The 19,959-nt window shown below is 70.0% G+C and carries 15 protein-coding genes and 1 pseudogene; 7 read left to right on the top strand and 9 right to left on the bottom strand.

Annotated features, from left to right (window positions below):
- Window positions 1-798: 798 nt before the first annotated feature.
- From rpmA to IF12_RS22560, 3 genes and pseudogenes are all read right to left on the bottom strand, one after another.
- Window positions 799-1,068 (bottom strand): 50S ribosomal protein L27, encoded by a 270-nt coding sequence (gene rpmA, locus IF12_RS0102855; protein WP_030144753.1) that lies wholly within the window; start codon window positions 1,066-1,068, stop codon window positions 799-801.
- A gap of 11 nt (window positions 1,069-1,079) precedes the next feature.
- Entirely contained in the window at window positions 1,080-1,379 is a 300-nt protein-coding gene (gene rplU, locus IF12_RS0102850) for a 50S ribosomal protein L21 (protein WP_030144752.1), read from the bottom strand.
- Window positions 1,380-1,638: 259 nt separating this feature from the next.
- Window positions 1,639-4,090: pseudogene (locus tag IF12_RS22560) on the bottom strand (Rne/Rng family ribonuclease).
- A 598-nt stretch (window positions 4,091-4,688) separates the two neighbouring features.
- Here IF12_RS22560 and IF12_RS0102840 point away from each other — a divergent pair.
- Both IF12_RS0102840 and IF12_RS0102835 read left to right on the top strand, forming a co-directional pair.
- Window positions 4,689-5,426 (top strand): hypothetical protein, encoded by a 738-nt coding sequence (locus IF12_RS0102840; RefSeq protein WP_133884164.1) that lies wholly within the window; start codon window positions 4,689-4,691, stop codon window positions 5,424-5,426.
- 74 nt (window positions 5,427-5,500) lie between these two features.
- Window positions 5,501-6,739, top strand: coding sequence for a hypothetical protein (locus IF12_RS0102835; RefSeq protein ID WP_133884163.1), 1,239 nt, complete (start codon window positions 5,501-5,503; stop codon window positions 6,737-6,739).
- A 57-nt stretch (window positions 6,740-6,796) separates the two neighbouring features.
- Here IF12_RS0102835 and IF12_RS23675 read toward each other — a convergent pair whose 3' ends face one another.
- Window positions 6,797-8,491, bottom strand: coding sequence for a hypothetical protein (locus tag IF12_RS23675; protein ID WP_051703875.1), 1,695 nt, complete (start codon window positions 8,489-8,491; stop codon window positions 6,797-6,799).
- Entirely contained in the window at window positions 8,488-9,654 is a 1,167-nt protein-coding gene (locus IF12_RS0102825) for a type VII secretion protein EccE (protein ID WP_133884162.1), read from the bottom strand. Before IF12_RS0102825 ends, IF12_RS23675 begins: the two co-directional genes overlap by 4 nt.
- Window positions 9,655-9,931: 277 nt before the next feature.
- Between IF12_RS0102825 and IF12_RS0102820 the strand changes: the two genes are divergently transcribed.
- The gene (locus IF12_RS0102820; RefSeq protein WP_133884161.1) at window positions 9,932-11,233 is read left to right on the top strand and encodes a S8 family serine peptidase; all 1,302 of its coding nucleotides are present in this window, start codon (window positions 9,932-9,934) and stop codon (window positions 11,231-11,233) included.
- Window positions 11,234-11,440: 207 nt separating this feature from the next.
- Here IF12_RS0102820 and IF12_RS0102815 read toward each other — a convergent pair whose 3' ends face one another.
- Entirely contained in the window at window positions 11,441-11,725 is a 285-nt protein-coding gene (locus IF12_RS0102815) for a WXG100 family type VII secretion target (RefSeq protein WP_081913008.1), read from the bottom strand.
- Window positions 11,726-11,758: 33 nt separating this feature from the next.
- Window positions 11,759-12,049 carry a WXG100 family type VII secretion target gene (locus IF12_RS0102810; protein ID WP_051703873.1) on the bottom strand — a complete coding sequence of 97 codons (291 nt, stop codon included), beginning with the start codon at window positions 12,047-12,049 and terminating at the stop codon, window positions 11,759-11,761.
- A 536-nt stretch (window positions 12,050-12,585) separates the two neighbouring features.
- Here IF12_RS0102810 and IF12_RS0102805 point away from each other — a divergent pair.
- Together IF12_RS0102805 and IF12_RS0102800 are read left to right on the top strand one after the other, a co-directional pair.
- The gene (locus IF12_RS0102805; RefSeq protein ID WP_133884160.1) at window positions 12,586-13,176 is read left to right on the top strand and encodes a hypothetical protein; all 591 of its coding nucleotides are present in this window, start codon (window positions 12,586-12,588) and stop codon (window positions 13,174-13,176) included.
- A gap of 46 nt (window positions 13,177-13,222) precedes the next feature.
- Window positions 13,223-14,500, top strand: coding sequence for a WXG100 family type VII secretion target (locus IF12_RS0102800; RefSeq protein ID WP_030144742.1), 1,278 nt, complete (start codon window positions 13,223-13,225; stop codon window positions 14,498-14,500).
- Window positions 14,501-14,627: 127 nt separating this feature from the next.
- Here IF12_RS0102800 and IF12_RS0102795 read toward each other — a convergent pair whose 3' ends face one another.
- Window positions 14,628-16,136: a S8 family serine peptidase gene (locus IF12_RS0102795; RefSeq protein WP_030144741.1), complete on the bottom strand. Its 1,509-nt coding sequence runs from the start codon at window positions 16,134-16,136 to the stop codon at window positions 14,628-14,630.
- A 182-nt stretch (window positions 16,137-16,318) separates the two neighbouring features.
- A complete protein-coding gene (locus IF12_RS0102790) occupies window positions 16,319-17,284 on the bottom strand; it encodes a hypothetical protein (protein ID WP_030144740.1) in 966 nt (321 codons plus the stop codon).
- A gap of 229 nt (window positions 17,285-17,513) precedes the next feature.
- Between IF12_RS0102790 and IF12_RS0102785 the strand changes: the two genes are divergently transcribed.
- Complete coding sequence (locus IF12_RS0102785) at window positions 17,514-18,749, top strand: type VII secretion target (protein WP_166659561.1); 1,236 nt, start codon at window positions 17,514-17,516, stop codon at window positions 18,747-18,749.
- A 1-nt stretch (window position 18,750) separates the two neighbouring features.
- Window positions 18,751-19,866, top strand: a complete 1,116-nt coding sequence (locus IF12_RS22555; protein WP_035748050.1) for a hypothetical protein — start codon at window positions 18,751-18,753, stop codon at window positions 19,864-19,866.
- Window positions 19,867-19,959 lie beyond the last annotated feature (93 nt).

The raw sequence follows: 19,959 nt of genomic DNA, 5'->3' as shown, positions 1-19,959 counted from the left end.
CAAGCGGGCCTTTCCGTTCGACTTGCATGTGTGAAGCACGCCGCCAGCGTTCGTCCTGAGCCAGGATTCTACGGGACACCAAGCAAGTGCCCCAAGGAAAAGACAGTCAAAAACAGTACCGACCAAACCAACCCGATACCTAGACCGAGCCAATCCGACCAGCCCGCACGCTGACCATCCAAACACCCTGTTGAGTTCTCAAACAACACGCCACAACCAAAACGATTCTCTGATTCAGAATCGGCCTCAGCCGGAGCAACCTCTCAACTCTAACAGTCTCTGATCCCTCTGCAAACTTCAGGTCGATTAACCTGTGTCACATGCGATCGAGCCTCTAGTGAGTCTCTGAGATACCCAAGATTCAGCTTCCGGACCGCGCCAAAACCTCTTCAGGTCTGTCGCTGGTCTCCGGTGGCTTCCGGACCAGTCCTTATCGGCTGTTCCGTTCCCCCTCGGGCAGAAACAAATATACATGGGGTTCTGAGGGCATGAATCAGGGGGGTCCCCTAACCGAGCAGGAGGGTTCGCGGATGCGGTTGAGCTGGGGTGATGCCCTGCGGCCCAAGCCGATCCGTTCGCGAAGCCGCTCCGCTCCCGATGCTCGGGGAAGACCCTTCGGCACGAACCTACGCGCGGGGTCCGACAAGAACCGGTCGCCGACGACGGCCGGCGCGCGTCCGCGAGCGGCCGGTGCCGGCTCTCCTTGCGGCCCACCGGTGCCCGGGTACGCGAAAAGGGCCGGTCCCGTCTTTCGACGTGTCCGGCCCTTTCATGCTTTCGAGCGTCGCCGCTCCGGTCTTACGCCGCGGCCTCGGTGGAGGCGGGGACGATGTTGACCAGCTTGCGGCCGCGCTTGCTGGAGAAGAGGACCTCTCCCTCGGCCAGAGCGAACAGCGTGTCGTCGCCGCCGCGGCCGACCAGCTCGCCCGGGTGGTACTTGGTGCCGCGCTGACGGATGAGGATCTCGCCCGCGCTCACGTGCTGACCACCGAAGCGCTTGACACCAAGTCGCTTCGAGTTGGAGTCACGCCCGTTGCGGGAGCTGGATGCGCCCTTCTTGTGTGCCATTGTCCAACCCCTTACTTGGTGATGCCGGTGACCTTGACGAGGGTCAGCGGCTGACGGTGACCCTGGCGCTTGTGGTAGCCGGTCTTGTTCTTGTACTTGTGGATCTTGATCTTCGGGCCCTTGGTGTGCTCGAGAAGTTCACCGCTCACCGTGACGCCGGAGGCGTCGGTGACCACAGTGCCTTCGTCGACGAGCAACACCGCAGGCAGCGTAAGCGTGTCGCCGGGCGCGCCCTGAAGCTTCTCGACTTCGAGGACGTCTCCTTCGGCGACCTTGTACTGCTTTCCGCCAGTCTTGACGATTGCGTACATGTCGACGCGGTCTCCTTGGGTCCTCCCCGGTGCGGGGAAATGAGTTCCCCGCAGGGGAACGGTGTCTGTCAATTTCGCGGTGCCGTGCACCTGCCAACTTCCGGCTCCGAGAACGTCGCCTTGGCTGGGCCGCCGATCGAGCTCCGCGCTCGTCCCCGCTCGCGCGGGGACGAAAAGCTGAGGGCTCTATAGGCCGCTCACTAGGGTACGTCATGTACCCGCCGGTTCAGGAATCGGGCGGGGGCCGGGGCCGCGAACGTCACAGTACGCGGCGCCGGTCCGTCCTAGTCCGTCGCCGTCCCGGCTTCGGCCTCATCGCCGTGCTCGGGTTCGTTCCGGTCCGCGTCGGCTTGCGCCGCAGCGGGGGCGCGGTCCTCGCCCGCTTCGCTCTCGGGAGCGTCCGCGTGGACGACCGGGTCGTCCTCGTCGTGCGGGTGCTCACCGAGGGAGGCGGCGATCTTCGCGGTCTCGGCCGCGGCCGACTTCACCTGCGAATCGGCCTTGTCCTGCTTCTTCTGCTGGCCCTGCTGCTGTTGCTGCTGGCCGGACTTGGCCTTGTCCTTCTTCTTCTTGCCGCCGCCCTGGCCCTGCTGGTTCTGGCCCTGGTTCCCGTTGGCGTGCGAGTTGCCGCCGCCGTTCCCCTTCTTGCGGGAGTTGCCGAGGATCTCGTCGGTGTGGATGATGACGCCGCGGCCCTTGCAGTGGTCGCACGGCTCGGAGAAGGCCTCGATGAGGCCCTGGCCGACGCGCTTGCGCGTCATCTGCACCAGGCCCAGCGAGGTGACCTCGGTGACCTGGTGCTTGGTCCGGTCCCGGCCCAGGCACTCGGTCAGTCGCCGCAGCACCAGGTCGCGGTTCGACTCCAGGACCATGTCGATGAAGTCGATGACGATGATGCCGCCGATGTCCCGCAGGCGCAGCTGGCGGACGATCTCCTCGGCCGCTTCCAGGTTGTTCCTGGTCACGGTCTCTTCGAGGTTGCCGCCCTCGCCGGTGAAGCGACCGGTGTTGACGTCGATCACCGTCATCGCCTCGGTGCGGTCGATGACGAGCGAGCCGCCCGAAGGCAGGTAGACCTTGCGGTCCAGGGCCTTGAGCAACTGCTCGTCAACGCGCATCTCGGTGAAGACGTCCTTCGTGCCGGTGTGGCGCTTGAGCCGCGGCAGCAGCTCGGGCGAGACCGACTCCAGGTACTTGTGGATCTCGTCGTAGGCGTCGTCGCCCTCCACCAGGAGCTCCTTGAAGTCCTCGTTGAAGACATCGCGGACCACCCGGATGAGCACGTCGGGCTCGGAGTGCAGCACCGCCGGGGCGTTGCTCTTCTTCGACTTGGCCTGGATCTCCTCCCACTCGATCTGGAGGCGGGAGATGTCGCGGGCGAGCTCCTCGGGGCCGGCGCCCTCGGCGGCGGTGCGCACGATCACGCCCGCGCTCTCGGGCACGAGCTTCTTGAGCGCCGCGCGCAGGCGGGTGCGCTCGCGGTCGGGGAGCTTGCGGGAGATCCCGGAGGCGTTGCCGCCGGGAACGTAGACCAGGTGCCGGCCCGAGAGGGCGACGTGGCTGGTGAGGCGCGCGCCTTTGTGGCCGACCGGGTCCTTGGTGACCTGGACGAGCACGGGGTCGCCGGGACGGAGGGCCTGCTCGATCGAGCGGGCCTTCCCGGCGAGGCCGGTCGCATCCCAGTTCACCTCGCCGGCGTAGAGCACGGCGTTGCGCCCACGGCCGATGTCGACGAAGGCGGCCTCCATGCTCGGGAGCACGTTCTGGACCTTGCCGAGGTAGACGTTGCCGACCAGGCCCTGCGCGCCGGACTTCGACACGTAGTGCTCGGCGAGGATGCCGTCCTCGAGGACGGCCGCCTGGGCTCGGCCGCCGCGGACGCGGACGACCATCTGGCGCTCAACGGCCTCGCGGCGGGCGAGGAACTCGGCCTCGCTCACGACCTGGACGCGGCCGCGGCCGGACTTGCGGCCGTCGCGGCGGCGCTGGCGCTTCGCTTCGAGGCGCGTGGAGCCGGAGACCCCGCGGACCTCTTCGTTGGAGGAGGTCCGGCGCTGCGGCGCGCGGACCTTGACGACGACTTCGGCGTCGTCCTCGGACTCTTCGGGACGCGAGCGGTCGGAGTCCTCCGAGCCGGCCCGCCTGCGACGGCGCCGGCGACGGCGGGTCACTTCGGGCCCGTCGCCGTTGGCGTCCTCGTCGTCCTCGTCGGACTCGCGGTCCTCGTCGTCGGTCTCGTCGCCTTCGTCGTCGGCGGCGCCGTCGACGCCTTTGCCGCGACCTCGGCCGCGGCGGCCCCGGCGCCCGCGCCGGCGACGGCCGGCCTCGGAGTCGTCATCGTCGTCGAAGTCGTCGTCGAATTCCTCGGCGGCGGGCTCTTCGACCTTGGGTTCGGGCCGCTCGGCCTTGGACTCGGAGCGGTTCTCGGAGCGGTTGCGGGTGCGCTTGCGCGTCGCCGACTGCTCCTGCGGCTGGGCCTTCTTGGCCTGCGTCTTCTTGGCCTGGCCGCGGCGCGGCTCCGGCTCGTCGTCACGGGAGTCGCGCTGCTCGCGCGGTTCCCGCTTGGCGGGCTCGGCCTTCGGCTCGGCGGCCTTGGGCTGGACCTTCGGTGGGGGGGCGAACATCGGGGCCGCCGTCGCCGCGGCGCGTGCGCGCTCGGAGCGGGGCGGTTCCGCCGGTGGTTCGTCGTTCTTGGGTTTCTGGGGAGCCATGAAGGTGACCGCAACCACGGGCACCTGTTCGCGCGGCTCGTTCTCGCGCATACGAAATTTTCTCCATTCCAGCCGCTGCCCGGGCGCGTGACGCGGTTTGCGTCCGCTGCCGCACGGGCGCGGCATCAGCAGTGCGGTCCTCCCGACCTGACGAGGCCGGCATCCGGCTCGCTTCGCCTAGGAGGCTGGCGAGCCTTGCTCCGGCGCTGAAATCCATGCCGTTCGGGCCGCACTGAAAGCCTCAACTCGCACTGGGGAAACACCTCTGCCCCCAGCCGAGTCGTCAAGTCCGTCGCCGTCGTGAGGGGCGCGGACAGGACATCTTCGGGTCGCACCCAAAGTAACGGTGAGCGGTGCGACAAGGTCGAGTATCGCACACTCTGCCTCTTTCGCCGAGCGGGACGGAAAGCCCGAGGCGCTCCACTCAGTCCTGAGACGCCCCTCGCGCACCCGCCGAACTGGGCAGACACCCGTGCGGAAGGCCCGCGGAAAAGAGACTTGACTTCGCTCACGATCGGGTGACAGAACGCGACTCCACGCGGTTGGCACGGTCGGAGCGTGGCTCGCGTCGCACCCACTCGATAGGCTGTTGGCTGGCGTGTCGGCAGCGACCATCGAAGCAGGGAAGACGACCATCGCACTTCAGGTGATCGAATCGGACGAGTCCGAGGAACCCCAGGAACCCCAGGCGGACGGGAAGCGGTCCGCCTACCAGGGGCGCCATCGGGGTGCCGACCGGCTGCGGCAGCTCGCCAGCGTCGGCTGGGTGCTCGCGGTCGTGGCGGTCCTCCTCACGGGGGGCGCGGCCGTGCTGTTCTGGGTCACCGGGGACGACGAGCAGCCCCTGGTGGACACGGGAGCGGTCGGCGACCTGTGCGAACTCGTGGTCGACCCCGAGCTGCTGGCCCCGTGGGCCGACGTCGAGCAGGCGCGCAACCCGGCCGAGCGCTCCGAAGAGAAGGTGCGGGTCTTCGACTGCACGTACTCTGCCGAGTACGCCGGTGACGATGCGTACCGGCTGGTCACGGTGTTCGTCACGGTGCAGGTCTACGAGACGCCCGCGAAGGCGCGGGCCGCCTACGCCGGCGTCCTGGACTTCGAGGAGTCCGAGGGGCATCGGACCTCCCCGGCCGGCGGCGTGGCCGAGCAGGCCGTGACCGCGACGGTGTCCGACGGCGAGGAGGACGAGGTGCGCCTCCACGCGCAGGAGGCGAACGCCACGGTGAGCCTGAACCTGTTCTTCACCGGGAACGCCCCCGAAGGCGGAGAGGTCGGGCAACTGGCCCGAGATCTGGGCTCGGGCCTCGTCGACGCGCTCCCCCGGGTGCGGAATTAGGCGGCCCCCTTTAAGCTGGCCGTGACTACCTCGGCGTCAAGTCGACACGCCGGGAACACTCGCGGAGGATCATTGTGAGCGCCACACCACCCTTTGGCCCGGCTTATGACGAGCAGCCCGACGACGGGTCGCGGTCAGGTCCGGGCCAGTGGCGGCCCCGCGCGGGGCGCCCGCAGGGCCCGCAAGGTGAACCGCTCGACGGGCAGCGCGGCGCGGGCCAGTACCAAGGCGAGCCCCAACCTCCCCGAGGCCCGCAGGGCCAGGGCGGATACGGCGGGCAGCAGCCGGGCCGTCGCCCGATGCCGCAGGCCGGGCGCCCTTCCCCCGAGCCGCGCGGTGGCGCGCCGCGAGCGGGCGGCCCCTCGGCCGGCCGCGGCCAGCAGCCCAATCCGTACCAGTCACCGCAGCAGCATTACTCGCCGCAGGGCGGCCAGGAGCCGCCGCGCTCGTCGCAGACCGGGCCGCTCCCGGGCCGCCCCGACCCGCGGAGCGCGCCCCAGCGCGGCGGCGAGTTCGAACCCCAGGCCTCCCCTCCGCACGTCGCGGACGAGCCGTTCGAGGAGACCGCGTTCGTCGACGACCGGTCCCAGGGCGACTGGAGCGGCGGCGCGGAGACGACCGCGATCGGGCGCCTCGGCTACATGCCGAAGGAGCAGCGCCGCCGGTCGGACTTCCAGAAGGTGCGCAGCCGGGCCCGCAAGTCGAGCCCGCTGCCGAAGATCCTCATCGGCGTCGTGGCGCTGGCGCTGGTCGGCGCGGCCACGTGGTGGTTCGTGAGCCGCCCTTCGGAGGAGGCCGCGGGGACCGAGACGGCCGCGGGCCTGACGTACGCCGGCAGCGAGGCGCCGTGCTCGCTCGTCGACGCGGCGCCGCTGGAGTCGGTCGTGAACGGCACCGAGCCGGTCGAGTCGGCCGACGGCGAGCAGAAGAGCCGCGGCTGGGTCCAGTCGTGCTCGCTCACCTACGGCGAGCCCGAGAAGGCCGACGCGCTGCTGGAGGTCGAGGGCACCGTCTTCGACACCGAGGCGAAGGCGAGCGTCAACTTCGAGCTGGGCACCCGTGAGATCGGCGACATGGGCGAGGCCTGGACCCTGGTCGAGCCGGCCCCGGAGATCGGGGACGAGACGGCCGCGGTGGCGCGGGTCGTCGCCGGTGGCACCTCGAACTACCACCTGCACATCCACGACGACAACGTCTACATGGTGCTGCGCCTGTCGGTCGCGCCCGGCGCCGACCTGGACGAGCAGGGCCTGACGGACCTGGCCTCGCAACTGGCGGCCTCGTACCTGGAGAACTGGCGGAACGCGAGCTAGCGAAGCGACGCGAACGGGGCGGGGCCTTGCGGCCCCGCCCCGTTGGCGTTCACTCGGTCAGTAGGTCCGCATCGGCGGGCCGAACATCTGCGACTCGATGGAGGTCGGGGCGCACCACAGGTAGCGCTCCTTCTGGCCCTTGCGGAGCATGGCGATCATGTCGTCGTGCAGCATCTGGAGCCATTGCAGCACTTCCTGGTTGACCCGGATCGCCGAGCGGGCGACCTGGGCCTCCTCGGCGGTGAGCCGCTGGAGGACCGTCATGTGCGCCTCGCCGGTGAGGTTGTCGGCGTAGTTCGTCAGGCGCGGGAGCACCGTCAGCTGGGTGCGCCAGGGGCCGAGGACCGGCTTGGTCTGCGAGCCCTGCTCCCCGACGTCGTAGACGTAGAGGGCCGGCGAGTGCTGGCTGGCCTCGACGGTGACCGGCTGGTCGCCGTGCAGGACCGCGAGCCGGTCGTTGCGGCCGGTGGCGGTCTCGCCGAGGCCGTTCCACTCCTGCGGGCGCGTGGTGCACACCGCGACGCGGGTGCCGATCGCCAAGGCGCGGAAGACGAGCAGGCGCGCGAGGTAGACGCCGCCGATGAGGTTGATGCGGGTCTCCTCGGGCCGGAAGAACGGCGCGACCACCGGGATCTGCTCGGCGTCGCGGCCGATGACCAGGCCCGAGGGCGGGCTCGCGGAGGTCATGAGCTCCAGGGCCCGGGCCGTGGGGATCTGCGCGGTGGACCTGACCGCCTCGATGGGCTTGCCCGCGTCCCTGGCCGTCTCGACCGCGCGGTCGGTGACCGGGAGGCCGTAGACCGTGCCCTCGGTGGGGCCGGCCGAGACCTGCGAGACGCCGAACAGGCCCGCCGAGGTCGGCAGTGAGCTGACCGGGCCGCCGGTGATCGGGGCCGCGCCCGAGTAGGGCATCCCCGAATACGGCTGGGCCGAGGCGGGCTGCGCCGAGTAGGGCTGGCCGGAGACCGGACCGCCCGACATGGGCTGCCCCGAGATCGGACTGGCCGACACCGGCGAGACCGAGACCGGAGAGACCGACGGGGCCGAGACGGGCGCGGCGGAGACCGGCGCGATCGGCGGCTGCGGCGGTCCCTGCCGCTGGCTCTGCGGGTTCGGCGGCGGCCCCTGCGGGTTGAACTGCGGCTGCTGGGACGGCGGCTGCGCCTGCGGCCGAGGCGCCGACGGTGGGCCAGCGGGCGGCACGCCCTGGCGCTGGCTCTGCGGGTTCGGCTGCGGCCCTTGGGGGTGGCCAGGCTGGTTGAACTGCTGCGGCGGCGACGAAGGCGGACCCGGCTGCCCCGGCGGGGGCGTCGCGGGACGCATCTCCGGCGGGCGCGGAGTCTGATGCTGCGGTTGCTGCGGCGGCTGCGGACCGGCCGGGCGCGGCGGCTGGGCCCCTGTGCGGGCGCCGGCGACCGGCGGCTGCGCGCCGGTGCGCGCACCGGGAGGCTGCGGCGGCGTCTGCCGGATCGAGGCGGACTGCTCGGGCGGGCGACCATAACCCGCGTTCTGCGGGGGCGCGGCCTGCGGTCCGGTCGGCGGCCCCGCGGGCGGCTGCGTCGGCTGCCCGCCGCCGCGGGCGACCTTGAGGGTGCCCGCGCCTTCGTCGTCGACCGGGCGCTGCTGCTCCTCGCCGCCCTGCGGCTCCTCGTCCTCGTCCGAGTGGCGGCCCGAGCGGTAGGAACCGCTCTGATAGGTGCCCCCCTGGTAGGTGCCGCCGCCGTAGACGTTGCCGTTCCCGCGGTCGCTCATCGGGGTCCTCCTCCGGTCGGGGCGGATGCGTAGGCGGCGGGCCCGTGCTCGCCGTCGAGGCGCTGCAACCGCACGCCGAGCTGGTCGGCGACGTTGAGCAACTGGTTCTGCGCCGACTCCCACGAGGCCTGGTCGAGCGCGAGGCGCACGATCCCCTCGACCGCGAGCTGGCGCCCGGTGATGCGGCCGTCGGGGTTGACCTTGCCGTTGGCCCCGGCGGTGACCACCGTCGAGACCGTCACGAACGCGGCGGGCACGCCCGACAGCGCGTCCACGGTCCGGTGCAGGGCCACCGCGTCGGTGGGCCACCGCGTGATCCGGAAGGCCACGTGGCGCAGCCCGTCGGCGTACCAGTGGCTCCACTCCTCGGCGGTCCGCTCGCCCGGGACCGGCGCGAACGCCACACCGAGCGACTGCTGGACCGCCTCGCGCACGCCCTCGGCGTCGAGGATGCGGTTGGGGACGCCGACGTTGCCGAGCAGCTTGCTCACCCGCTGCGAAGTCGAGGCGAGCGCCTTGTAGACGCCGTCGACCTCGCCGCCGCGCCCGGCGGTGGCCTCGCGCGCGTCGCGGGCGCCGAGGCGCACCGCGAGCCAGGCCTTGTGGTGGACCACGGCGGGGTAGTCGCCGCGCAGCTCGCGATAGGAGCGCGAGGCGGGACTGTTGTCGTAGGCGCTCAAGCCGACCGGGGTCGTGTGGCCGACGAGCTGGACGGCGGTGACCGGGACGGAGGTCTCGTCGAAGAGCCGTTCGAGGCGTTCGAGCGGGACGGCCTTGGTGCCCTCGTCGGTGGTGCCGATCTCGATGACCGAGAACCAGCCGCCGTTGTCGTGGCCGATGCCGACGTTCTCGTCGCGGTCCTCGATGCCGGTGATGCCCAGGTCGGGCGCGATGCGGTGAAGGACCTCGGTGAGCTGCTCGGGGTCGAGCGCGCGGACGCGGCGATTCAGGCGGGACTTGAGCGGCCAGGTCTGGTACCACCAGTAGTCGCCCTTACGCCAGAAGACGACGACCAGGACGATGAGCGCGACGCCGCCGCCGGCGGCCCCGGGGATCATCCCGAACGCGAGGCAGGCCAGCGCGAGCGTGAGGGCGAGCTCGACGGTGATGAGCTGCGCGACCGTGAGCGGCCCGAGCCTTCCGGAGGATCGGGTCGTGAACACGACCGACTCGCCGGGTGTCGGGCCGCCGCTTTGCTGAGCTTGCACGGACGCGGTGCCGCGAGCTTGCTGCTGCGCCTGAAGCATCGTCATTGGCGACGTCTCCATCGTGAAGGTGAGTGGTCGTACCTATCGTAAGCGGACGAGTCCACCTCTTGGTCCCCCGCCCTTCCGGTGTCGCGGGAGGGTCTGCGGGCGTACCTGCCCGCTGGCGCTGCGGGGCTAGACTGTGCGGGTGCGATTCCTCCCGCGTATACCTCTTTATCTTTCCGCCGTCGCGGTGGCGACGGTCGGGACGGTGCTGCTGGCGACCACTCCCGCTCAGGCGGAGTTCACCACCGCTCAGATGAGCGGGGACAAGATCTCCCCTTGCACGACGGCGCCCGGGGAGCAGGATCCGCTGACCTCGCGCGACTGGTCGGGGAACTTCATCGGGCTCGAAGAGGCCCACCAGTTCAACCGGGGGCGGTTCAAGGACACCGGTGAGCCGGTGACGATCGCGATCATCGACTCGGGGGTTGAGGCGACGCGCACCGACGTGTTCGGCGAGCGGGTGCTGCCCGGTTGGGACGTGCACGACCCTTCGAACGACGGCCGGTGCGACGCGAACTACCACGGCACGGGCGTCGCGGCGATCGCCGCGGGCGCGGCGCAGGGCGAGCAGTTCGTGGGGGTCGCCCCTGAGGCGATGATCCTGCCGCTGCGGGCCTTCGTCGGGGGCGAGGGCGCGGACACGGGCACGTCGCGGATGGTGGCGAGCCTGATCGACGACGCGGTCGCCAACGGGGCCGACGTCATCAACATCTCGATCACCCTGCCGCCCACGAACGAGCTGGAGCAGGCGGTGCTCGACGCCGTCGCGGCGAACGTGGTGGTCGTGGCCGCGAGCGGGAACGACAACCTCAACATGGACGCGTCGAACACCCCGGTCGACGACGCGAAGTTCTACCCCGCGAACTATCCCGAGGTGATCGCGGTGGGGGGCCACAACCAGGTCGGGAACTGGTACGCGAAGACGAACTACGGGGAGAACCTCGACCTGATCGCCCCCGGCGACGGCGTGACGATCCCGTATCCGGGCGGCGGCTGGCTCAGCCGGCAGGAGGGGACGAGCTTCGCGGCCCCGTACGTGGCCGGTGCGGCGGCGTTGCTGAAGGGCGAGTTCGGGAAGGACACCACGCCGAGCTGGATCGAGTGGCGTTTGCAGACGACCGCGATCCACCCGCCGAACGACTTCAGCATCTACCAGGGGCACGGGGTGCTCAACGTCGGCGACGCCATCGCGACGCCGGTGGGGAACGCGCACGCGCCGAACGAGGTGGTGGTGCCGGACGCGGACGGCGGCGAGGGCGGCGCTCCGAACCAGCCGCAGGTCGAGCCGTCCTCGATCGCGGCGATCGATGTGAACTACGACCCGCTCGCGTTCGAGAAGACGGTCGCCTGGGCGAGTGTCGGCGGGTCGATCGTGCTGGTGGCGCTGGTGCTGGTGCTTCGGCAGATCATCCCCATGGGACGTAGGCGGCGCTGGCGGGCCGGGGTGCGGAAGCCGGACGAGGTGCTGGTGAAGGCCGAGAGCGACTGAGTCGGAACGAGTGTGATGAGGGGCGCGGCCTTCGGGCCGCGCCCCTTGTTCGTCGCCGCTGTGGGACCGGTTCCGTGTCGGGGGTCGTGGCGGCGCCGTTCGTAGGGGGCCGGGCTCGGGTTTTCGGGCTGGTTTCCGGGCAAGCAGAAACCCGGGTGGTCCAGTGGACCTGCCCGGGTTTCCGTTCGTCTTCGAGCTGCGAGGCCGCTAGGAGAAGCGAGCGGCGTTGGCCGCCTCGGTCTCCTGGTAGCGGTTCTTCGCGTTGTCGACGGCGCGACCGACGGCTTCGAGGATGTCGTTGATCTTCTCGAAGGACTGGTCCCACTGAAGCTTGGCTTCCTCGTAGGACGACTTGTCGGCGCCCTGCCAGTCCATGGCGTCGAGCTGGGTGCGGAGGTCGGCGAGCGTGCTGGTCATCTCACCAGACTGCGACGCGATCTCGGCGGTGGCAGCTTCGAGTTCCTCGTAGCTCATTGCAATGCGGCCGGACATGGTTCACCTCTTTCCTTGGGTCGGGGGGTTTGCTTAGAGCTCGCCGTCGAAGGCTGCGAACTCGGAGTTGGACTCGGCGTCCATCTCGGCCTGCTGGGCCGCGGACGAGTCGAGGTTGTCCGCGATCGTCTGGAGAGCTTCGAGGAGCTTGTTCGCCTCGTTGTCCCACTGCAGCATCACGTTGGTGAAGGCCTGCGCACCCTGGCCGGTCCAGGACGAAGCCAGCTCGTCGCACAGTGCCTTCAGTCGGGCGAGGTTGCCGTCGACCGAGAGCTTGGCGTTGACCGTGTCAGTCGCGGCTTGGGCGACTGTCTCTGTGTCCATTGCGACACCGGCCATGTTCACCTCCAAGTGATAAACCGGGGCTGCGGCACTAGAGAGCTAGGCCGTCAGGGGTATCCCAGTGAGTGTTTTGATCGATTCCGCAATCACCATAGCCCGTCCGTGCAAACTCACCGGGCTGGCGGTGCGTCTCCGAGTTTACTGGTTGCCGCCACCCGCGTGTATCCCCACTTTGTGCCACCCCTCCAGGGAGGTCTCCTCCGAACGGTGGAGTGGGAGCTATATGCGATCACCTGTGCGGCGGCGCGGTGGACAATCCGGGCCTACCAGGGCGAACGCGCGAGGTGCCGCGAGCACTCGGCCCGGGGGCTCGGGCGCCGGCGGGCGGCGGGGTTCGGGGGTCCGGGCGGGGCCGAGTCGTCCACTCCCCCATTCGTGCCACGCGGCGCGACCTGATAGGCCGGGGTGGTCCAGGCTCGCTATGCTGGATCCAGTACTGATCGAGCGGCCGTGCCTTTCGCGCTGCGTGGAACGGCCCGGATTTCTACCCCCTGACAAACCTGATCTTCCCTGAGGTGATGACGTTGCTTCCCGATGGCATGGCCAGTGCGAGCTACGACTCGAGCACCGATCTCTACACGGTCACCGACAACAGCGGCCAGCGCTTCGAGATGACTGAGGAGTCCTTCGACGAGTTCATCACCAAGATGGACTCGACCATCTCCGACCTCGACAACTTCCGGTCGAGGCTGCTGGGCGGCACCGTCGTCACGATCCGCGAGGGATGGAACCAGGATTACTTGAGCACGGCGGCGATCCAGGACATCGACGCGGTCAACCCCAAGTTCGGCGGTTTCGACGACGCGATCGAGCTCCAGGAGGCCTACCGCACCGTCTTCTACCCCTCTCGCACCGAGCAGCTCGACCGTGTCTACCACGGCCTCAGCACCGGCCGCGATGTCAGCGCGGACATCAAGGTCAGCTACCTGGAGACCGACGACGAGTCGGAGGCCTCGCTCAACGATGTCCAGAGCGGGTTCGACAGCCGCGGCGGCGTGACCGACCACGAGGTCGACGAGGTCCGCCAGGACAACGAGCGGGGCGGCGACGGGACCGGCGCCGACCCGGGCGCCGAAGGCGAAGCCGAGGACGAACCGCCGACCATGTAATTCGGGTCGATCGCTGCACACTTGACCCCCTAGGAAGGAGCCGAGGATGGCCGGCAAAGGCAAGGGCAAGGCCTTCTACAAGAACAAGTACACCCACCAGGAGCTGTGGACGCTGCTCGGGCAGGGCGACGACTTCGCGGTCGAGCGCGCCGGTTCGATCTGGACCTCCGCCGCCAGCGGTATGAAGGCCGCGCGCGAGGAGCTGGACACCCACGTCACCGGCTTGCGGACGCAATGGACCGGTCCGGCCTCCGACGAGTTCGACAACCGCATGGCCGCGGTCAAGCGCTACAGCGTCGAGTCCGAGAACGGCATGAAGCAGGTCGGCGAGACGGTGGTCCCCAGCTTGGCGGCCGCCCTCAAGACCGCGCAGGACAACGCGGTCGACCTCAACCCCACCTATCTCGAGGACGACTTCGAGACCTGGGTCCTCAGCAAGAAGAACGTCGAGCCCGGTGACCCCCGGCTCGAGACCAACCGGGCGCAGTGGGAACAGCAGTGGCGCGACGAGCTGGACCTCAAGCACGACCAGCTCGCCGAGATCGTCGCGAACCTCGGTGACGTATACGCGCAGGCGCTCCACGAGACGTTCTCCGAGCCCCCGCCGCCGCCTCCGAGCGACATGCCCGGCAACGCCACTTACCAGCCGCCCACGGGCGGGGTGTTCGCCGAGGGCGGTCTGAATCCGCCCGGTTCCATCGAAGGCTCTCCCGCGACCGCCGGAGGCAGCGCCAGCGGCGGCGGCGCTTCCTTGGACACCAACGGCGACGGCGTGATCGACTCGGATGACCTCGACCCGGTCGAGAACGGCTGGAACCCCGGTTCCTACGACGACATCGATTCGGACCTCGGCAGCGGTGGTCTCGCCAGCGCCACCGTTCCGACGGGCGGGGGGCCCACCATGGGCACCTCGACGTTCGGCGGTTCCAGCATCGCCAGCTCCGGAGGCGGGCTCTTCCCCGCCGGCGGCGCCACCACCGGCGGGAACAACGCGCCGGGCCGAGGGGGCACCTCGAACAGCCCGGCTCGCGCGGGTGCGGCGAACAACCGTCCCGGCTCGACCGGCGCCCGCTCCGGCGGTACCGCCAGCGGTCGTGGTGCGGGCGGCGGCAACCAGGGCCGCATGTCCTCGAACTCGGCGGGCGGGCGCAACGCGCTCAACCGCGGCGGCAGCAGCGGCGCCAACAACGGGCGCGGGGGCACGCGTTCCGGTTACAGCGACGACGATGACGACGAGACGTACACCCGCGAGACCTGGCTGCGGGAGGACGACGTCAACTGGGGTCGGAACAACGTGCGGAGCGAAGAGCTCGACGAGGACTGACGACCGGTAGCAGTCGTGTGAGGGGCGGACGGCCAAGGCCGTCCGCCCCTCACCTGTTTCCAGGATTCGAAGGACGCGGGATGAGAGAAGGGCCTCAAGCGCAAGCGCTTGAGGCCCTTTCGGACTGCTACTGGCGGTCGCCGGGGCGCCATGGGGGACTCTGCTCCCCGCCGCCGGGCGGCGGGGTGAATCCCTGGGGCCCGTTGGGTGGGCTGCTGTAGCCCTGGGGTCCCGGCGGGGGGCTCGCGTAGCCTTGCTGGCCGCCTCCCGGCGGAGGGCCGAACTGCTGCTGCGGCGGGGCGGGCTGCTGGTAGCCGCCCGGTGCGGGTCCATTGTCGGCGTTGAACGCTCCCGGCTGCTCGGCGGCTGCGGCGGATTTGCGGCCGCGGCCGCGGAGGACCAGCCAGACCGCGATGGCCGCGCCGATGAGCACGACGGCGGCCGCCACCACGATGATCGTGGAGAGGTTGGACTCCTTGTTCGCCTGCGGCGTCTCCGAAGGACCGGACGGGCCGACTCCGGGAGCGGCTTCGCCTTCGTCGGTGTCGGAAGTCTCGTCGGAGGAACCGCTGACTCCGGGTTCGCCCATGGGGTAGCCGAGGGGGTTCTCGTCGACCGGTTCGATGCCGTCGGCGTTGACGGCGCGCTCGGCGTTCACCAGGCCGTACCCGACGTCGTCGCTGCGGTTGCCGCTGCCGTCCCCCGAGGTCAGCAGCAGCCGCTGGATGACGTTGTTCGCGTCGAGGTCGGGATGCGCCGCCCAGGTGAGGGCCGCGACTCCGCCGACGACACCGGTGCCCATCGAGGTGCCGCCGATGACTTCGGCGTAAAGCTCGGTGTTTCCCAGGGCGCTGTCCTGCGGCAGGGGCACGGTCATCGCGTCGGCCGGCGCCGCGACGTCGACCTCCGGTCCGACGGTCGTGTTCTCGTACCAGATGTCGCCGCTGCTATTGGCCCCCGTGACGGTGAGCACCCCCGGCACCCATGCGGGATAGGCGATTTCGGCGTTCGGGTCGTTGCCCGCCGAGCCGACCACGATCACGCCGTTGTCCACCGCGTACTGGAGGCATTCGAGGTATCCGCCATCGAACGAGGAGCGCACTCCGCTGACGATCCAGGGCACCACGAGGACATCCGCGCCGTTGTCGACGGCCCAGTAGAACGCGTCCCATTGGACGGGCCCCATGGCCCCGCTCAGAACGGAGGCCCCGGTTCCGATGCGGACCGGCATGATCGTCGCTTCCGGTGCCGCCAGCAGCACTGCCGCCGCGACGCCGGAACCGTGGCCGTCCTGGTCGTTCCAGCCGTCCTCTTCGTCGGAGAAGCTGGAGTAACCGGGCAGGATGTTCTTGCCCTCGAAGAACGGGTGGTCGTTGATGCCGGTGTCCATCACCGCGACGGTGACGCCTTCGCCTTGGGTGGTGCCCCATACGTCGGGGGCGTTGACGACCTCGGGGACCCAGGCGTTGTCCTGGGCGTAGGTGTCCTGAGCGAACGCCGTGCCCGGGGCGGCGGTGACGGCCGCCGCGATGGCGATCGCGCCGAGTCCCGCGCCGATGGTCGTGCGGAGGCTGCGCCTCGAGTCGGCTTGTGCCGGTGGAGGATTCGGAGGGATTGGCGTGAGAGGTGTGGCCATAGGGGGGACCCCTTCCGTATGCCGGTCGTTACAGCGCTGTCCGCTCTGTCCCACAAGATACCGGACCGATGTCGGGCCCGCGTTCCCCGCAGGTCGGCCTGGACCAGGGCCGATGCGTTCGAGACTCCGTTCACTCAGCAAACTGACAGCTTCGGCGGCGGCCCGCTCCGGGGCTCGCGGCGTCAGGCGTTCTCTATGCAGCCGGTGGCGGCCCACAGGCGGGTCGCGCCCGCGCCGACCTCGAAGTGGACGCGGACGCCGTCGTCGCGGACGGCCGACATCGCGTGGAAGCCCGGATGGCGCTGCTCGTCCCAGGCGATGTCCCAGCCGTTCTCGGTCAGGTGGGCGCGGACGGCTTCGATCGCGCGCAGTCCCGCGCCGGCGTTCGGCGAGATGTTCACTACTTCGTCGCGGTCTTCGAGCCGGTAGAAGTGCTGGTGGTCGGACCATTCCTCGTCCCAGCCCGTGCCGTCGTTGCACATGTCGGCGTCGCTGTAGTCGCGCAGCGGGTCGGGCATGCCCTCGACCTCGGCGAGGACGGCCAGGAGCGGGTCGAGGGCGCTGTCGAGGCGCTCGCTCGCCTCGCCGGCGTCGAACTCGCGGGCCGGGTGGCGGTTGTCGACGTCGTGGACGCGGTCGTTGACGAGGACGAGCGAGGCCACCAGGGCCGCGGCGGCGGCGAGCACGGTCAGGTCGGCGGCGGCGCGGCGGCGCGCGGGACCGAGGTCGCGGACGTAGGCGTTGCGCTCGGTTCCGAACGAGCCGACGGCGGTCCCGGTCGCGAGGAGGGCGATCGGGAGCATGAGGCACAGGCCGTACCTGCCCGCGTAGACGAGGACGACGACGACCTGCACCGCCGAGACGATGAGCGACAGCAGGACGTAGACCTGGCCGCGCCTGGTGGCGCCGAGGTTGACGGCCGCGAGCGCGTGGACGGCGGCGGGGAGCACCGCCACGACGATGAAGCCCAGGGTGAAGGCGTGCAGCCTCGCGGTGGTGTAGCCGGCCATGGCCGCGAAGACGAGGAGGAGCGGGTAGACGGTGACGATGCTGAGCAGCGCGACGACCGATTGGACCACCAGCATCGCCCGGCCCGCCGCGAACGAGGGCGGCGCCGGTGCCGGTTCGGGCTGGGATTCGGTGGTCACGTTGCGCCCCTTCGGATCTGCCGAACAATTGATATCCGCTGACACTCGGTCCGCGCAATTGCGGGACCGACGTTCTCGTACACGTAGGCACAAAGGTAGCGATGGCGTGCTCATCGCGTTCCCCATGCGATCGCGTGCTTTTCAGGGCCCCAATATGCTGCGGTTTCGACGGTGTGCGGACCATCAGTACAATCCGCCTAAGCCCCCAAGCTTCGAAAGGCGATTCGGCATGAGCGACTATGAGCGAATCCAAGTGGACACCGACGTGTCGTCGGACAATCCCGTGGACAACTTCATGGGGAACCTTCCCGGCGTCAGCGCCATGCCGGGGGTCAACCAGGTCGCCGACATAACCGGAACGATCTGGGACATGGCGAACAGCGACACCGGTGCGGCCGAAGGGCTCACCGACATCGGCCTCACCGTCGCCTCCCTGGGTTCGCAGGTCGCGGGGTTCATCTCCGACCCGATCGGCACCCTCGCCGCCTGGGGCCTGGACATTCTGCTGTCGCTCGTCACGCCGTTGCAGGACGCCCTCGACTGGGTGACCGGCAGCCCCGGCGACATGGAGGACGCCGCCGAGCTGTGGAAGCGGGTCGCCCAGGCCAACGTCGACCTCAGCCAGGCCGTGGTCGACAACATGCAGCCCCTGAGCAACTGGGCGGGCCAGGACGGCGCCGCCGCCGCGATCAAGACCAACCTCATCGGCGCGGGCTTCTTCGCCGCCGGCTCCATGTCGAACGGGATCGCCGGGTGCCTCGCCGCCGCGCAGATCATGGCCGAGACGATCCAGTCGGTCGTCAAGTACCTCATCTCGCAGCTGATCAAGTACTTCATCACCGAGATCGCGCCGATGATCCTCGCCAGCCCGCTCACCTTCGGCGCCACCGCCGCGACCGGGGTCGCGTGGGCCTCGGTGCGGTCGGCGCAGACGGCCACGAGCGTCGCCCAGAAGATCAGCGAGATGACCCAGATCTTCGGCAAGCTCGTCCGCGTCGTAGGCAAGATCATCGGCAGCGACGCGGCCGTGGTCGCCATCGACGCGCTCCGCAACTCCGTGCCCGACGCGATCGGCATGAGCCAGGACGCCGAGGGCTCCTTCCAGTCCATCCAGCGCGGGCAGGGCCCGGGGCTGTCGCTCTCGGTCGACCCGGCCGAGATCACGCAGGCGGCGCCGGTGTTCCAGAACATCGCCGAGGACGCCGGCGGCGTCTCCGACGTGGTCGCCGGGACCTCCAAGGACGACCTCACCTGGGGCATCACCGGCTGGTTCTTCGCCGGGGACTACAATCAGCAGGTCGAGCAGCTCAAGCAGGTGATGGTCGAGGCGAAGTCGACCGTGCAGCTCCTGGCCGACAACATCCAGCAGGCCGGCGACGCCTGGGACGGGGCCGACGCCGAGATCCAGCAGATCTTCAAGGAGATCGAACTCGTCATCGTCGTCGAGCTCCCGCCGGGATGCTGAGGTGAGCACGCGGCTCGTCATCCACGCCCCCGTCCTCGAATCCGAGGACATCGACCCCGACTCGCTCACCGGCATGGTCCGCGCGACGAAGGTCGCCCCGGCCGTGCGGGTGGACGGCCACCCGGTCATCGACCATCCCGAGCGGGACGCCGTGCGCCGCATCGAGGTGCCGCTGAACCCCGGCAGGCACCGGGTCGAGGTCATGGTCAAGCAGACCTACGAGACGGTGCAGGTCGATCTGGCCCAAGGCGAGACCGTCGAGCTCCGGATCGGGTACCTGCGGCGCAAGACCGACGGCGACGACCGGCTCTACGTCGGCACCAAGCCGTACGTGGACCGGGCGTTCTCCGCCGGGAACTCGGCCGTGGTCAAAGGCGTGGGCTGCGGCCTCGGCCTGTGGTTTCTGATGTTCGCCGTCCTCGGCGGCATCGCAGGGGCCTTCGCGGGCTCGCTCGGACTCAATGGGGCCCAGGCGATCCTGGGCGCATTGGGCGGAGCGACGATCGTGGGCCTCATCGGCGGGGTCTGGCTCGGCTTTGCGGGCCGCCGCCCCGCCGAGGACGCGGGCGAACTCGCCCCCAAGCCGATCCGCATGGGCGGCAACGCGGTGGTGCTTCCGGCCGCGGTCGACGCGCCGAAGGGCCGACCGGGGATCGTGCTGCGGGTGCGGCCGCGGCCGCGGACGATGCCCATGATCGGCTTCCAGCGCCGCGCGTTCCGGGACGCCAGGAAGCGGATCGGCTACGAGTTCTACTACAACGAGCTGGTCGACTGGGTCTCGCCGCCGCGAGTGATCCTCGACGGCCAGGAACTCGGCGCGGCCTGGGGCAAGTGGTGGATTCCGGCCGGGACCGGAACGCATCGGCTGCGGGTGGAGATCGACGGGATCGGCGGCTGCCAGAGCGTCGGCGTCGCCGAGGAGACCGAGATCCTCGTGGAGCGCGAGGCCAAGCCGGTCGTCGCCTGGTTCAACTTCCTCGCGATGGCGCACCGGCGCGAGCAGGCGCAGCCCGCGCTGACCTCGCGCTGGCAGCAGGTGATGCGGCGCGCCAAGCGCTACGACGACCTGTCGGGCCAGGCCCAGGGCGAGCCGGACCTCGAATTCGAAACGTCCTGACGCACCTGCGAAGTGCGCGGCCGACCAGCGCGAGGGGACGCCTTCCATCATGAGTCAGCTTGACCGTCGGGGCGTCGGGAAGCCTTGGCCGCC

The sequence above is a fragment of the Glycomyces sp. NRRL B-16210 genome (assembly GCF_000719515.1).
GTDB lineage: Bacteria > Actinomycetota > Actinomycetes > Mycobacteriales > Micromonosporaceae > Glycomyces.
Note: the sequence above shows the minus strand (reverse complement) of the source record. Positions and strands in the feature narration are given on the sequence as shown.

Coding starts and splice junctions, on each gene's coding strand:
- rplU (WP_030144752.1), bottom strand. CDS start 1,379: ATGTACGCAATCGTCAAGACTGGCGGAAAGCAGTACAAGGTCGCCGAA.
- IF12_RS0102785 (WP_166659561.1), top strand. CDS start 17,514: ATGAGCGACTATGAGCGAATCCAAGTGGACACCGACGTGTCGTCGGAC.
- IF12_RS0102795 (WP_030144741.1), bottom strand. CDS start 16,136: ATGGCCACACCTCTCACGCCAATCCCTCCGAATCCTCCACCGGCACAA.
- rpmA (WP_030144753.1), bottom strand. CDS start 1,068: ATGGCACACAAGAAGGGCGCATCCAGCTCCCGCAACGGGCGTGACTCC.
- IF12_RS0102800 (WP_030144742.1), top strand. CDS start 13,223: ATGGCCGGCAAAGGCAAGGGCAAGGCCTTCTACAAGAACAAGTACACC.
- IF12_RS0102810 (WP_051703873.1), bottom strand. CDS start 12,049: ATGGACACAGAGACAGTCGCCCAAGCCGCGACTGACACGGTCAACGCC.
- IF12_RS0102815 (WP_081913008.1), bottom strand. CDS start 11,725: ATGTCCGGCCGCATTGCAATGAGCTACGAGGAACTCGAAGCTGCCACC.
- IF12_RS23675 (WP_051703875.1), bottom strand. CDS start 8,491: ATGAGCGACCGCGGGAACGGCAACGTCTACGGCGGCGGCACCTACCAG.
- IF12_RS0102805 (WP_133884160.1), top strand. CDS start 12,586: ATGACGTTGCTTCCCGATGGCATGGCCAGTGCGAGCTACGACTCGAGC.